Source organism: Bdellovibrio sp. HCB274, from assembly GCF_047306075.1.
GTDB lineage: Bacteria > Bdellovibrionota > Bdellovibrionia > Bdellovibrionales > Bdellovibrionaceae > Bdellovibrio.
The window spans coordinates 2,987,461-3,000,931 of record NZ_CP178623.1 but is presented as its reverse complement, the minus strand read 5'-3'; the positions used below and the strand labels follow the sequence as shown (position 1 = coordinate 3,000,931).

Here is a 13,471-nt window from a genome sequence, read left to right as displayed (position 1 = left end):
TTAAGAATTAATAAGTTACTCTATAGGAGGATTTTTCGTGAACCCAACAGACGCAGCAGCAGCAGCAACCCAGGCAGCAACTAACGCAGCAGTGCAAGTTGCAACGGCAGATAACATGAACTTCATTCAACGTGCATTCCATGAGGGTGGATTCGTGATGTACATCATCGCGGCAATCTTCATCATGTCAATCATGGTAATCGTTGACCGTATTATGAAGTTGAAAAACCTGAACGTGGATAAAAAAGAATTCACGGATCAAATTTTCCGCATGGTTGTAGCGGGCGATCTTCGCCAGGCTATTTCTTATTGCGACGCTCGCCCAGCAGCTTTGACGAATACAGTTAAAGCCGGTCTTGTGCAGGCAATGAACAAACGCCCTGATGAAGAAATTCAAGTGGCAATGGATGCAGCAGTTATGAGAGAGATGCCAAAAGTTGAGGGTTGGGTTTCCTTCCTTGCAGTTTTCGGTAACATCGCCGTACTTGCGGGTCTTCTTGGTACGATCGTAGGTATGATCGGGTCATTTAAGGCGGTTGCGGTTGCCGATCCAGCGACTAAATCCATCGAACTTTCAAAAGGTATCTCGCATGCCCTGAATTGTACGGCATTCGGTCTTTTGGTTTCGATCCTTTGTATCGTTGCTTACGGTTTGTTCCAGCATCGTATCCAAAAAACAGAGAACGAAGTTGTTGAGACAAGCATGAGTCTTTTGAATCTGGTTGTAGCGAACAGAGAAAAAATCAGAGATTAATTTTTTTGAGAGTTTAGAGGTTTAGCATGGCTCACATAGAAGAGGGTGGCAAAGGCGGCAGGGCGAAGAATATCGAGTTGAATCTCGTGCCTGTCATTGACTTGATGAGCGTACTTATTACGTTCCTCTTGATCTCCGCCGTTTGGACTCAAATCTCTATGATTCAAATTGGTAGTTCCTTGTACGGTAAGAAATCCGACACTCAACCCAATCCGACCCCACCTCCTAATGCGGATGTGGTGTTGAAGGTGGACGTGAAGCCTGTTGGTTATGTTTTAACTGTTGGGAAACAAGTCATCAGTCTTCCGATGCAAGCAGGACAATTTGACGATGCGGGCCTTATTGCTCAACTTCAAAGAGTAAAACAAATCTATCCAGAAAAAGTGGATGCAATCCTGACTATGGCAGATGATCTGCCATACGAGCAATTGATCAAGGCAATGGATAATTGTCTGATCGCAGGATTTAGCGCGATATCAGTCGCAACAGGAGCGCCTCAATAATGGCAATCTTTAAACCGGGCGAGAGACATCGTTATCATAATATTTTGAGTAAGCGTAAAGGGAAGCGTGGCGTGACGGCGGTTCTGTCTTTGACAGCCATGGTCGACATGTTTACGGTTCTCGTTATCTTCCTTCTTCAAAACTACAACACCACAGGTGACATTCTTTACATGCCAAAAGAAGTAACTCTTCCTAAGGCAGCAAGTGTTAAAGAGTTGAAGCCAGCTCACGTTGTGACGATTTCCAATAAGGAAATTGTTTTGGACAGAGATGTTGTTGCGACTTTTGATGAAGTTCAGGCGACGGGACCAGATGACTGGAGCATCCCGAAGTTGAAGGATCAATTGACACTGGCTTTGGCAAAAAGCAAAGCGGAGCACGAAGCAAAATTGCAGAACAAAATCAGAAATGCTGTTGATCAAACTAAAGGTCAAAGCCCTGAGGAAGATAATGCATGGAGCAAAGTGACTATCCAAGCCGATAAAGGAATGGATTTCCTGACTGTGAAAAAAGTTATGTTTACAGTAACGGAAGCCGGCGCCGGCGAAATCAATTTCGCGGTGATCAAAAACTCTAACCAGTCGACTTCTACCCAATAGTTTGGGTAGAATCGATCCATGGCCAAGTTCAAGAACCTCATTTTTACAGCACTGTTAGTTTTGTTATTCGTTGAGGTTCTTATTGTCTTTCCTCAAAAGCTTGAACACGAGGATGATGCCCAGGTTCAAGCGCGCGTAGAACTCCAGGAAAAAAGAAAAAAAGAACTCGAAGAGCTGGGTAAAGATGCTCAACCCAAACCCACGGCCGGCACCATGGCGGATCAGCGCATGGGCGGTGTCCATTTGGTGGAAAGCCAAAAGGGCCAGCGTGACTGGGAGTTGTTTTCTGAATCTGCAGAAGGCAGTCAGGGCAGCGGTAACTGGAAGCTAAAAAAAGTTCGCGTGTTTTTCTATAACAAAGAAAAAGTTGAATTCACGGCGACCGGTGACGAGGGCACGATCGATGCGGCCTCAAAGGATTTAAAAATCCAGGGTAACGTCATCACACGTTCCGAAAATGGATATGTTTTTAAAACGCCTGGAATCTCTTATTCATCGGTAAAACGCTTAATCGAAAGCCCGGAAAGTGTTTACATGGAAGGACCTCCGGATAAAACCGGTGGCGGCATGGTTGTTAAAGGTCGCAGCATGCAGGTCTTCGTTGATGATTCCAAAATGCTTATCCGTGAAAAAGTGACGGCGACAAAATCCACCAATCAGGGAAAACGATTTGAGATCGATGCCGATGGTGCCGAGTTCAGCGGCAAGCACAACATGGCAAGATTTCTCGGCGCGGTTCGCATGAATTACGATGGGATGCGCCTGGAGGGTCCGGAAGCAAGCTTCATGTATGACCGCGGCGCCAACATCTTAAGTTCCATCAGTATTTTGGGCGGCGTGAAAGTAAGTGACGCCGATAAGTTTGCAACAGCAGACACCGTGAACCTGGACCTTTTAGCAAATAAATATGTCTTCAAAGGTAAACCTAAAGTCATCCAAAATAACGATGAGCTCAGTGGCGAGGAAATCATCTTTCTTGAAGGCGGAAAAAAGGTTAAGGTTGAAAGAGTACGCGCTAAGATGGAGAACATGGACAAATGAGTATTCTGACCATCAAAGAAATTTCAAAAAGCTTCAAAAAACGTAAAGTCGTTGATGGAGCCTCGTTTTCAGTCGAATCAGGACAAGTCGTCGGACTTTTGGGTCCCAATGGGGCCGGTAAGACCACTTCCTTTTACATGGTGGTGGGAATTATCCAACCGGATAAGGGTGCAATTCGCCTTGATGACGAAGACATCACGAAAGAGCCTATGTACAAGCGTGCCCGCGTGGGTCTTAGTTACCTCGCGCAGGAACCAAGCATCTTCCGTAAACTGACAGTGGCAGAAAATATCACTGTTGCGCTCGAGGCCCACGGTTTTAGTGGTGCACAAAGAGCAGAACGCCTGGAGCTTCTTATCTCCGAGCTTCGTGTTGGGCATATTCGCGATAGCTATGGTTATGCTCTTTCAGGTGGTGAGCGTCGTCGTGTGGAAATCGCACGTGCATTAGCTGGTGAACCTAAGTTTCTTCTGCTGGATGAACCCTTCGCGGGGATCGATCCTATTGCGGTCGGGGATATCCAGAATATCATCCGCGAACTTAAGGCCAAAGGTATAGGAGTTCTCATTACGGATCACAACGTTCGTGAGACTTTGGGCATTTGCGATTATGCTTATATACTGAAGGACGGGGCGATTCAGGTCAGCGGAAGTGCTGACGAAATTACACAATCTGAATTGGCTCGTAAATTCTATCTCGGTGAAAACTTTAGGCTGTAACGCTCTAGTGCGTTTTTTAGAAAGGTAAACAATGGCTCTTAGACAGACCATGAACCTGAGTCAATCTCTGGTCATCACTCCACAGCTGCAACAGGCGATTAAACTTTTGCAGATGTCGCGTATGGAGCTGGAGTCTGCGGTTCGTTCTGAGCTTGAAGAGAATCCTATTCTGGAAGAAGCCGAACAGTTAAAAGAAGAAGATCTGCAACGTACCAAAGAAGCTGCCGACGAAGTCGGTGAAGGTTCCGGCGAAACGGCGAATGAGCAGATTTCCCAAGACCCACAAAAGCAAGATGAGTTCGAGTGGGAATCTTACATTGAACAAAATCAAAAACCTCCTCAGTCCGGCATGGCTGGTTCTGAAGAGATTATGAACTATGAAAACGTCATTACTGCGTCTCAAACTCTTCACGACCATCTTTACTGGCAAGTAAAAATGAATGGTTTCTCTGAAGAAGAGGAAAGAGCGGCAGACGCCCTTATCGGCGCGATCGACGACGACGGTTACTTCAAAGTTCCGATGGAGCAAGTGGCGGAAGAGGAAAAGATCGATATCGGTCTTTTGGAAGACACGCTGACTTTGATACACGAATTCGATCCCCCAGGTGTTGGTGCCCGTGACCTTAAGGAATGTTTGCTGATTCAGGCCAAGCATTTGGAAGAGGACACACACGATCTGGTGAATTTGATCACGAATCATTTGAAAGATCTGGAAAAGAAAAACTACGAAGCGATTGCGAAGGCTTTGGGTCGCGATATCGAAGACGTCGTGGATATGTGTAAGATCATCTATGCGATGGACCCAAAACCGGGCCGCGCGTTCGTTTCCAGCGACACTCACTATGTGACTCCGGATGTTTACGTTTACAAAGTGGGCGATGATTACGTGGTGTCTTTGAATGAAGACGGTTTGCCGCGATTGAAAATTTCTAACTTCTATAAAAACATGCTGAAGAGTGGAAAAACCACTGGTGATAAAACTCAGGATTATATCCAGGAGAAGTTGCGTTCAGCGGTGTGGTTGATTAAATCCATCCACCAAAGACAAAGAACGATTTATAAAGTTGCCGAGTCGATCGTAAAGCATCAACGCGACTTCTTTGAAAAGGGTTCCGAGCATTTGAAGCCGATGGTTCTGCGCGATATCGCCAATGATATCGGGATGCATGAATCCACGGTCAGTCGTGTAACCACGGCGAAATACGTGCATACTCCGCAAGGTATTTACGAGCTGAAATACTTCTTCAATTCCGGTATCGCATCGGGTGACGGGGATTCTTTGGCAAGTGAATCCGTAAAGGTGAAAATCAAAGACCTGGTTGCAAAGGAAGACCCGAAAAATCCATTATCAGATCAAAAGATCGTGGATTTGCTGAAAGTCGACGGCATCCAAATCGCGCGCCGTACGGTAGCCAAATACCGCGACGTTTTGAAGATCCTGCCTTCATCCCAACGTAAAAAATATTTCTAAAGATCGAAAAAAGGGGCTGGCAAGGCCCCTTTTCTTATTTTAATTGTGAGACTTACAAGCATAAGTCATCAAAAAAATGGATCTGGAAAAGACGCCTTGAGGAAGTTAGAATAAAGTTGCTGAACTGCTTGGAGGCCACCTTTGGATTTGAAATCATTGATTCGTGATGTGCCGAACTTCCCAAAAGAAGGGATTCTTTTTAGAGACATGTCACCGCTGCTGCAAAATCCCGAGGCCCTTAATTTTGTTTCTCACGGTCTTGTTAATGGTTTGGATCTTTCCAAAATCCAGTATTTCGCTGGTATCGAATCCCGCGGATTTATTCTGGCTTCGCACATGGCGGCAACTCATCGCAAAGGCTTTTTGCCGATTCGAAAAGCCGGAAAACTTCCGCCGCCCACCAAGAGACTGACTTATTCCTTGGAGTACGGCACGGCTGAAATAGAGCTGCCACTCGGTTCAGGAAATATCATGATCATTGACGATGTCCTGGCGACAGGTGGCACTTTGCAGGCCGCTATTGATTTAAGCAAACATGCTGGGTATACAGTGCAGGCAGTTGCGGTTCTGGTAAACCTCACTTTCCTGAACCAAATGAAGTTTAACGGCAAAGAGGTAACTTCCCTTGTTCAATATTAAAGACGTCGCAGTTTTGATGGCTCTTCCACATGAATCCCAGGGTGTTTTCGAGCACGAAGGGATTCCTGTTCACTACACTGGTATCGGCAAGGTGAACGCAGCTTTGACTGCGATGGACGTCATTCATAAGACCAAGTGCAAGGTCATCATCAATCTGGGGACTGCGGGGAGCGCCAAATTTAAAACTCATGAGCTTGTTGAAGTATCTTCGTTCGTGCAGCGGGATATGGACATCACTCCCTTGGGATTTAAAGTCGGGGAGACGCCGTTTGATCCCATTCCAGGAAGGATCGATTTGATTCCGTATTTTTCCGAACTTCCCCATGGAATCTGCAGTACTGGTGATAATTTTGAAACAGGGACTCCGAAAATTCCATGTGACCTGGTGGATATGGAAGGCTATGCCATTGCCAAGGTTTGTCGCAAAATGGGCGTACAATTGATTTCTTTGAAATACATTACTGATGGAGCAGATCACAACGCCCATAACGATTGGGCCGCCAACCTGCTGCCGGGTGCTAAGAAATTACACTATTTTTATAAGAGAATGGTCGCATCCGAAGACACCGCACCTGCCTAATTCTGGCTTGATTCACGAAAAATTATTTTCTCAAAATGAGATTTTGAATTAACCGCAAATTAATTCCTCCGGTTCTCAATATAGAGCTCATCTTTAGTCCAGCGGACCCGATAAGCTCTATACGACATTCGTGTCGGAACCCACACTAGAAGGCCTTGAAAGGGGCTGGAGGAGATAAAATGAAATTGAACACAACCTTTAAGCATCTTGATCACTCCGATTCACTTGTTGAGTACACAGAACAGCGTATGGAAGAAATCGGACAATTCCTGCTTAGAGAAGGTTACGGGTCGGTTTACTTTAGCAAAACGAAGAACGAGTTTTGTGTGGAAATCTCGGTGAACACCCGCGAAAAATATTTTAAAGCCTCTTCCTTTAGTGTGGACGCCTATACCGCCGTCGATGCCTGCGTCGACAAGCTGGAAAAGCAATTCCTAAAGACTTCCAAAATGTTCAAAGATCACAAGAAACCTGAGCTTTCCAAGGAAGGCCGCTTGAATACGATGCTAAGGCTGAGAAAAGCAGCATAATGCAAAGTTGAAATTCAGATTGTAATTAACAAAAGGTGGTTAGTATCCACCTTTTGTTGTTTAATGTGCTCATGAAAAGCACGGATCCCGGTATTTTTTTTGGTAATTGGTTATTCTCTTCTGTCGTTGAAGACGATGCTGTTACGAGGTCTTACAAATACCGACTCCTGGTGGCGATTACGCTCTTAACCGGGCTGTTCATGTGGATGTACAGCTTTCTTTCGATATTTCTAGTTGCTGATAAACGCCTTGCGACCATTGGGTTTACCTGCGCTGTCGTGCATGCTCTTTGTCCGCTTTGGTACCGATTTACGCGGTCCATTCCCTTTGCGACATATGTGATGGTTACTGCGGGAATCGTATTTCAAACATCCTTCGCTTATTTCACCGGCGGATTCTTTGCACCCACTTTGTTTTGGATCGCGGTCTTACCAATGATCGTGGGTATATTGACCAACAAAACCCATGCGCTTACCTGGATTTTCATTTGTGTTTCTGTGTATGTGTTGATGTTTCTGGCGCAAGCACAGCGACTGGTTCCTGCAAATCAATTGTCCGAGGACGGTAAGGTCGTAGTTCAGTTTATGGTGGGCTTGGGTTTGATCGCGCTGGTAGGTGGTTTTTCTTTGTTCTTTATTGAGCTGGGCTATTTCTATCACAATAAAATCTCTGCCAAAAACATGCAGATTCGTCAGTTGTTCCGCGCGATCACTCATGACATTTTGAATCCGTTGGCTGTGGTGGAGATGACTCAGGCTAAAATTCAAAAACGCTTTCCAGAGTTGGAGCCTGATCTTAGTCACTCTAAAAAGATCATCGGTAACATCCGTCACACCGTCGAAAACGCGCGTTACTTTGACGCCGCAGACTCCGGCCGGGTGGTGTTGAACATTCTGCCGGTTTCTCTGAATGGTTTGATGGAATCCGTAGCAGCTCTATTCGAGGAACGTCTTCGTGAAAAGAGCCTGACTCTTGAAGTCAGTCCCGACCTTAAATCAATTTATGTTTTGGGTGACGAGATCAGTCTTAGAACTCAAGTGATAAGCAACGCCATCTCCAATGCGATCAAGTTCAGTGACCCCGGAAGTAAAATCGCCGTCAGCGGCGTTTCCCACGGCGGGGAGTTTGAACTGGTGATCCGGGATTATGGGCAGGGGATTCCGAATGAGCGCCTGATGCAGTGGGAAACTGCAGGTGCCCTGCCGTCATCTGCTGGAACCTGGGGCGAAAAAGGCACTGGATTTGGACTATTGCTCATGAAGCACTACCTGGATAAGGCCCATGGACGCCTTCAAATTCACAGCATTTGCGACTCCGTCGATCCTTTGAACAAAGGAACCAGAGTCAGTCTTTTCCTTAAGATAGCCCCGCAATAGGTTGACCCCTAATTTTGAGTTTGATAGGTTGCGTAGCAGACTTTTAAGTCCGTTATAAATCATTGTTGCACTCTGCCCCGGTTAGAGTGTGGCAGCTTCGTCCATAAGGAAAAATAGAAGTGAAAAACTATCTTTTTACGAGTGAATCTGTTTCTGAAGGCCATCCGGATAAAATGGCCGATCAAATCTCTGATGGCATCCTGGATGCTATCCTGGCTCAAGACCCAAAAGGTCGCGTTGCCTGTGAGACTTTGCTAACAACAGGTTTGATCGTTGTCGCTGGTGAAATCACGACTGCTGCAAAAGTTAACTTTTCAGAAGTGGCTCGTGATGTTGTTAAACGTATTGGCTATGACCATTCTGATAAGGGTTTTGACTACAAAACTTGTGCAGTGACGGTTGCAGTTGGCCAGCAATCTCCAGACATCGCAGTCGGTGTTAAGGAAACTTTGGCTGATGACCAGGGTGCTGGTGACCAGGGCTTGATGTTCGGTTACGCAGTAAACGAAACTCCTGAGTTGATGCCTCTTTCGATCGCTATGTCTCACAGACTGGTGAAAGATCTGGCAACTCTTCGTAAAGCAAACAAAGTGGACTGGTTGCGCCCGGATGCAAAATCCCAGGTAACAGTTCAGTACGAAAACGGTATCGCAAAACGTATCGATGCAGTGGTTATCTCCACTCAGCATGCGGACAGCGTTTCTAATGCAACAATCAAAGAATTCATCACTGAAGAGTTGATCAAAAAATCAATCCCGGCTCAGTGGATCGACGCTAAGACAAAATTCTTCATCAACCCAACAGGCCGTTTCGTTACGGGTGGCCCTATGGGTGATGCGGGTCTTACAGGTCGTAAGATCATCGTGGACACTTACGGTGGTCACGGTGCACACGGTGGTGGCGCATTCTCTGGTAAAGATCCTTCGAAAGTGGATCGTTCTGCAGCTTACGCGGCTCGTCACATTGCGAAGAACATCGTGGGTGCAGGATTGGCTGATCGCTGCTTGCTTCAAGTTGCGTACGCAATCGGTGTTGCTGAACCAGTTTCCATCACTGTGAATGACTTCGGTACAAGCAAAGTGGGTTCAGAAGTGCTTGAAAAAGCAGTTCGCCAGGTCTTTGACTTGCGCCCAGCTCGTATTACGAAGGATTTGGACCTTCTAAGACCAATCTATTCGAATACAGCAGCGTACGGCCACTTCGGTCGCACGGAAGAAGGTTTCACATGGGAAAAACTAAATAAGGTCGAAGAACTAAAAAGCGCTGTGAAGGCACTTTCATAGTCTTTTGAATTTTTAAATTAATGAATCATTGCGCCGAGTTGTCTCTAGCAACTCGGCGCTTCTTTTATAATAATGGCGCCAATGGATCCAAAGTTTATACGTAATTTCGCAATTATCGCCCACATCGACCACGGTAAATCTACCTTGGCGGATGGACTTCTTTCTGTAACCGGTTCTCTTTCTGATCGTGAAAAGAAAGAACAGTTCCTTGATAACATGGAACTTGAGCGTGAGCGCGGAATCACTATCAAAGCACAAACAGTGTGCTTGGATTTTAAATCCAAAGACGGCAATGATTATCAAATCAACCTGATCGATACTCCGGGGCACGTTGACTTCTCCTACGAAGTTTCCCGTTCTCTTGCTGCCTGCGAAGGTGCGATCCTGGTGGTTGATGCCGCTCAAGGTGTCGAGGCGCAAACACTTGCGAACGTATACCTTGCGATGGAAAATAATCTTGAGATCATTCCCGTCCTGAACAAAATCGATTTGCCATCTGCAGACCCAGAGGGCGTTGCAAGACAGATCGAAGACACCGTAGGTCTGGATACAACAGGAATCATTCACGCGTCGGCCAAGGAGAAAATCGGTATCACGGATATTCTTGAAGCCATTGTTGAAAAAGTTCCGCCACCAAAAGCAGATCGCACGCTGACTCCACGTGGTTTGATCTTTGACTCTTGGTTCGATGCTTACCAGGGCGTAGTCGTTCTGGTTCGTATGGTCGATGGTACGATCAAAAAAGGCGACAAAATCAAATTCATGGCTACTGACCGTGACTATGAAGTTTTGCGCATGGGTAAATATAAACCATTCCCGGCCCCTCAGGAAACTCTTGAGGCGGGTGAGGTGGGCTTTATCATCTGCGGTATCAAAGATATCCGTGACGTAAAAGTCGGTGATACTGTGACGGGTGCAAAACATCCCGCGACTGAACCTTTGGCAGGTTTCCAAAGAATCAAGCCGATGGTATTCGCGGGTATTTTCCCAGTCGTTGCTTCTGAATACGAAAGCTTGAAAGATGCACTTGATAAGCTTTGCCTGAATGACTCTTCTTTGTCTTTCGAGGTCGAGAAGTCTGCAGCCTTGGGTTTCGGTTACCGTTGTGGTTTCCTGGGTCTTCTTCACATGGAAATCGTGCAAGAACGTCTGGAGCGTGAATTCAATCTTGATTTGATTACGACCGCTCCAACAGTTGTTTACCAAATTACTCAAACGGACGGCTCTGTGATGATGTTGGAAAATCCATCAGGCATGCCGGACGAATCAAAAATTGCGAAATTCGAAGAGCCTTACGTAAAGGTGACTTTACATACTCCGACCGAATACATCGGTGGCATCCTGAAGCTTTGCGAAGACAAGCGCGGCGCTCAGCTTAAAATGGAGTACGTGAACGAAAAGAAAGTCATTATCGAATACAAACTTCCGATGAATGAAATGGTTATGGATTTCTATGACCGTTTGAAATCTATTTCTAAAGGTTATGCGTCTTTGGAATATGAATTCATCGGTTTCGAAGAATCTGACCTGGTGAAGCTGGATATTTTGATCAACTCCGAGCCGATCGATGCCTTGTCTTTGATCGTTCACAGATCAAAAGCGGTAACTCGTGGTCGTAAGTTGACCGAGAAGATGAAAGAACTCATCCCTCGCCAACAGTTCCAGATCAATATTCAAGCGGCAATCGGTTCGAAAATTATTGCTCGTGAAACTCAAGGTGCGATTCGTAAGGACGTTACTGCCAAATGTTATGGTGGTGACATCTCCCGTAAACGTAAGCTCTTGGAGAAACAAAAAGAAGGTAAGAAGCGCATGAAGGCCGTCGGCTCCGTCGACGTTCCTCAGGAAGCATTCTTGGCCATCTTGAAAGTAGAGGACTAGTATGTCTAAGGATCAGGCAAACAAACCAAAACCATGGGACTGGAGAACGAAACACTTTTGGACAGAAGGATGGGGTTCACTCTTCCTGGCGGTATTCATCGCTTTGTTCATTCGCTGGGGTTTCGTTGAAGCTTATGTAATTCCATCGGGCTCCATGCTTCCAAGCTTGTTGATTCATGACCACATCTTTGTGAATAAGTTCACTTACGGTTTGCGTGTTCCTTTCAGTGAAAACTGGCTGGTTAAATTCAGCGAGCCAAAACGTGGCGAAGTGATCGTGTTTAAATTCCCTCGCGATATGAGCACCTTCTTTATCAAACGTATCGTAGGCGAGCCTGGCGATAAGATTTACTACGAAAACGGGACGCTTTTCGTGAATGATAAACCGGTTGAAAAGAAAGTTCCGGCATCTCAAGTCGACTTCGATTGGTTGCGCGATGCGGATTTTACTCGTGATGGAAACGTGAACGATGCAAAATCAAACTACGTTGAATTCACTGAAGCTCTTCCTCCTGGAAAAGTTGGCGGTGAAGGCAAAGACCACTCGATCCTGCTTCGCAAGGGTGACTTCTATGAAACTTTCGGTCCGGTTGTAGTTCCTGACGATCACTTGTTTGTGATGGGTGATAACCGTATGAACTCTATGGACAGCCGTGTTTGGGGCTTCCTGCCAAAACAAAACATCCTGGGACGCGCGATGTTCGTTTGGTTGTCTTGCGAGGAGACTATTCCGGCTCTGCCAATGCTTTGTAATCCGTTGACGATCCGCTGGAAGCGTTTCTTCCATCCTGTAAACTAATCAATGAGCGAAAACACACCTGCCGGTAAAAATCTGAAAGGAACGTGGAATCAGGCGATTCTAACGTTCCTTTTTCCTATTTTGCTGGTACTCGGTGTGCGCTGGGCAATTCTCGAGCCGTTTGTAATTCCCTCGGGAAGTATGATTCCGAATCTTTTAATTCACGATCATATCCTGGTTAAGAAATTTGCCTATGGCTTGCATCTTCCCTTCAGTGACAAGTGGTTGATGCAGTGGTCACCACCAAAGCGTGGCGACATCGTCGTATTCAAATATCCCGAAAATCCTGACGTCTATTACATCAAACGCTTGATCGGCATTCCCGGTGACGAGGTGGTAGTAAAGGCAGGGCAGATCACTCTGAATGGTGAACTATTGCCCTTGGAAAATCGTCAAAGCAGCGATTTTGAAACAGGTTTTACTTACTATGAAGAACTTCTGGATGACTCCCGCCATTTGATTCGTTTCATGGATTATAAATTCGAAGACGAAGCTCCCGTGCAGACCTTTAAGGTGCCTGAAGGTCACTATTTTTTTATGGGCGACAATCGTGATCAGTCCAGTGACTCCCGGGTGTGGGGCTTTGTTAAGGCGGACTATGTTGTAGGGCGGGCTTGGGCTATCTGGCTTTCCTGCGACAGCACGTTGCCTTCCATGCGTTTTATGTGCGACCCAGCGCAAATGCGATGGTCCCGATTATTTAAAACTATCCAGTAAAATCAAATACTTACAATTGTGATAAAAGTTAAACAAGCTGGTTTATTTTACACATAGACACATTGCGTTATCTCCATGAGCCCGAGCTGTGCTACTAGAGGGTTATTAATAAATCCAAGGAGTAATAAAATGAAAATGCTTTCTTTTGCTGTGACATTATTGATGTCAGTAAGCGCATTTGCTTACAGCACGAATTATACAAATCTTGAAGACCGTACAAACTACATCGAAGCTGTGAATGCTTCCAATCAAGATGGTGAAATCTCTTTGCGCGTAGTTATTGAAACTGATGGCAAAGTTTTGCCGACAGTTCTTGTTTCTGAGCAGGCAAACGGCTTCCAGTGTAAAGTTACTAAAGTCTTGTTGTTGGATAGCTCTTACAACTCCGCTAAAAAGGTTTTCACTCAATCTGTAGAAGCTAAAGTCATCTGGACACCAGGTGGCGAGAACAGTGGTTGCCTTGTTGAGTTCTTCCATAAGTCCTTAAACGGCACTAAAGCTGTAATCTACATGGAAAACAGAGAGGCGAACCCGTCTCCAATCAACGAAGACGAATACTAGTTTTTTCGTATTTCCAAA

At 45.7% G+C, this 13,471-nt stretch carries 15 protein-coding genes; all 15 read left to right on the top strand.

What is annotated here, in order from left to right; translation table 11 throughout:
- The first annotated feature begins 37 nt into the window (after positions 1-37).
- The 15 genes from ACLWNV_RS14540 to ACLWNV_RS14470 all read left to right on the top strand — a co-directional run bounded on the left by ACLWNV_RS14540 (position 38) and on the right by ACLWNV_RS14470 (position 13,453).
- Complete coding sequence (locus ACLWNV_RS14540; RefSeq protein ID WP_413585165.1) at positions 38-754, top strand: MotA/TolQ/ExbB proton channel family protein; 717 nt, start codon at positions 38-40, stop codon at positions 752-754.
- Between the two features lie 26 nt (positions 755-780).
- A complete protein-coding gene (locus ACLWNV_RS14535; protein ID WP_413575651.1) occupies positions 781-1,257 on the top strand; it encodes an ExbD/TolR family protein in 477 nt (158 codons plus the stop codon).
- Positions 1,257-1,856 carry an ExbD/TolR family protein gene (locus tag ACLWNV_RS14530; protein ID WP_413585164.1) on the top strand — a complete coding sequence of 200 codons (600 nt, stop codon included), beginning with the start codon at positions 1,257-1,259 and terminating at the stop codon, positions 1,854-1,856. Before ACLWNV_RS14535 ends, ACLWNV_RS14530 begins: the two co-directional genes overlap by 1 nt.
- A gap of 18 nt (positions 1,857-1,874) precedes the next feature.
- A complete protein-coding gene (gene lptC / locus ACLWNV_RS14525) occupies positions 1,875-2,897 on the top strand; it encodes an LPS export ABC transporter periplasmic protein LptC (RefSeq protein WP_413585163.1) in 1,023 nt (340 codons plus the stop codon).
- Positions 2,894-3,616, top strand: coding sequence for an LPS export ABC transporter ATP-binding protein (gene lptB, locus ACLWNV_RS14520; RefSeq protein ID WP_413585162.1), 723 nt, complete (start codon positions 2,894-2,896; stop codon positions 3,614-3,616). The genes lptC and lptB overlap by 4 nt, the downstream gene beginning before the upstream one ends.
- Before the next feature lie 31 nt (positions 3,617-3,647).
- Positions 3,648-5,087 (top strand): RNA polymerase factor sigma-54, encoded by a 1,440-nt coding sequence (gene rpoN, locus ACLWNV_RS14515; protein WP_413585161.1) that lies wholly within the window; start codon positions 3,648-3,650, stop codon positions 5,085-5,087.
- 141 nt (positions 5,088-5,228) lie between these two features.
- Positions 5,229-5,726, top strand: a complete 498-nt coding sequence (locus tag ACLWNV_RS14510) for an adenine phosphoribosyltransferase (protein WP_413585160.1) — start codon at positions 5,229-5,231, stop codon at positions 5,724-5,726.
- A 16-nt stretch (positions 5,727-5,742) separates the two neighbouring features.
- Positions 5,743-6,306, top strand: a complete 564-nt coding sequence (locus ACLWNV_RS14505) for a 5'-nucleosidase (protein WP_413587639.1) — start codon at positions 5,743-5,745, stop codon at positions 6,304-6,306.
- Positions 6,307-6,485: 179 nt separating this feature from the next.
- Positions 6,486-6,836 carry a ribosome hibernation-promoting factor, HPF/YfiA family gene (hpf, locus tag ACLWNV_RS14500; protein ID WP_413585159.1) on the top strand — a complete coding sequence of 117 codons (351 nt, stop codon included), beginning with the start codon at positions 6,486-6,488 and terminating at the stop codon, positions 6,834-6,836.
- A 71-nt stretch (positions 6,837-6,907) separates the two neighbouring features.
- A complete protein-coding gene (locus ACLWNV_RS14495; RefSeq protein WP_413585158.1) occupies positions 6,908-8,212 on the top strand; it encodes a sensor histidine kinase in 1,305 nt (434 codons plus the stop codon).
- A 113-nt stretch (positions 8,213-8,325) separates the two neighbouring features.
- Positions 8,326-9,495 (top strand): methionine adenosyltransferase, encoded by a 1,170-nt coding sequence (metK, locus tag ACLWNV_RS14490; RefSeq protein WP_413587638.1) that lies wholly within the window; start codon positions 8,326-8,328, stop codon positions 9,493-9,495.
- 81 nt (positions 9,496-9,576) lie between these two features.
- Complete coding sequence (gene lepA / locus ACLWNV_RS14485) at positions 9,577-11,376, top strand: translation elongation factor 4 (RefSeq protein WP_413585157.1); 1,800 nt, start codon at positions 9,577-9,579, stop codon at positions 11,374-11,376.
- A gap of 1 nt (position 11,377) precedes the next feature.
- On the top strand, positions 11,378-12,175 hold the full coding sequence (gene lepB / locus ACLWNV_RS14480) for a signal peptidase I (protein ID WP_413585156.1): 798 nt from the start codon (positions 11,378-11,380) through the stop codon (positions 12,173-12,175).
- A 3-nt stretch (positions 12,176-12,178) separates the two neighbouring features.
- Positions 12,179-12,892 (top strand): signal peptidase I, encoded by a 714-nt coding sequence (lepB, locus tag ACLWNV_RS14475; RefSeq protein ID WP_413585155.1) that lies wholly within the window; start codon positions 12,179-12,181, stop codon positions 12,890-12,892.
- A 129-nt stretch (positions 12,893-13,021) separates the two neighbouring features.
- Positions 13,022-13,453 (top strand): hypothetical protein, encoded by a 432-nt coding sequence (locus tag ACLWNV_RS14470; protein WP_413585154.1) that lies wholly within the window; start codon positions 13,022-13,024, stop codon positions 13,451-13,453.
- Positions 13,454-13,471 lie beyond the last annotated feature (18 nt).

Bases quoted from the DNA above. Each gene is read 5' to 3' on its own strand.
- ACLWNV_RS14535 (WP_413575651.1), top strand. From the start codon at position 781: ATGGCTCACATAGAAGAGGGTGGCAAAGGCGGCAGGGCGAAGAATATC.
- ACLWNV_RS14530 (WP_413585164.1), top strand. From the start codon at position 1,257: ATGGCAATCTTTAAACCGGGCGAGAGACATCGTTATCATAATATTTTG.
- lptC (WP_413585163.1), top strand. From the start codon at position 1,875: ATGGCCAAGTTCAAGAACCTCATTTTTACAGCACTGTTAGTTTTGTTA.
- lptB (WP_413585162.1), top strand. From the start codon at position 2,894: ATGAGTATTCTGACCATCAAAGAAATTTCAAAAAGCTTCAAAAAACGT.
- rpoN (WP_413585161.1), top strand. From the start codon at position 3,648: ATGGCTCTTAGACAGACCATGAACCTGAGTCAATCTCTGGTCATCACT.
- ACLWNV_RS14505 (WP_413587639.1), top strand. From the start codon at position 5,743: ATGGCTCTTCCACATGAATCCCAGGGTGTTTTCGAGCACGAAGGGATT.
- hpf (WP_413585159.1), top strand. From the start codon at position 6,486: ATGAAATTGAACACAACCTTTAAGCATCTTGATCACTCCGATTCACTT.
- ACLWNV_RS14495 (WP_413585158.1), top strand. From the start codon at position 6,908: ATGAAAAGCACGGATCCCGGTATTTTTTTTGGTAATTGGTTATTCTCT.
- lepA (WP_413585157.1), top strand. From the start codon at position 9,577: ATGGATCCAAAGTTTATACGTAATTTCGCAATTATCGCCCACATCGAC.
- lepB (WP_413585156.1), top strand. From the start codon at position 11,378: ATGTCTAAGGATCAGGCAAACAAACCAAAACCATGGGACTGGAGAACG.
- lepB (WP_413585155.1), top strand. From the start codon at position 12,179: ATGAGCGAAAACACACCTGCCGGTAAAAATCTGAAAGGAACGTGGAAT.
- ACLWNV_RS14470 (WP_413585154.1), top strand. From the start codon at position 13,022: ATGAAAATGCTTTCTTTTGCTGTGACATTATTGATGTCAGTAAGCGCA.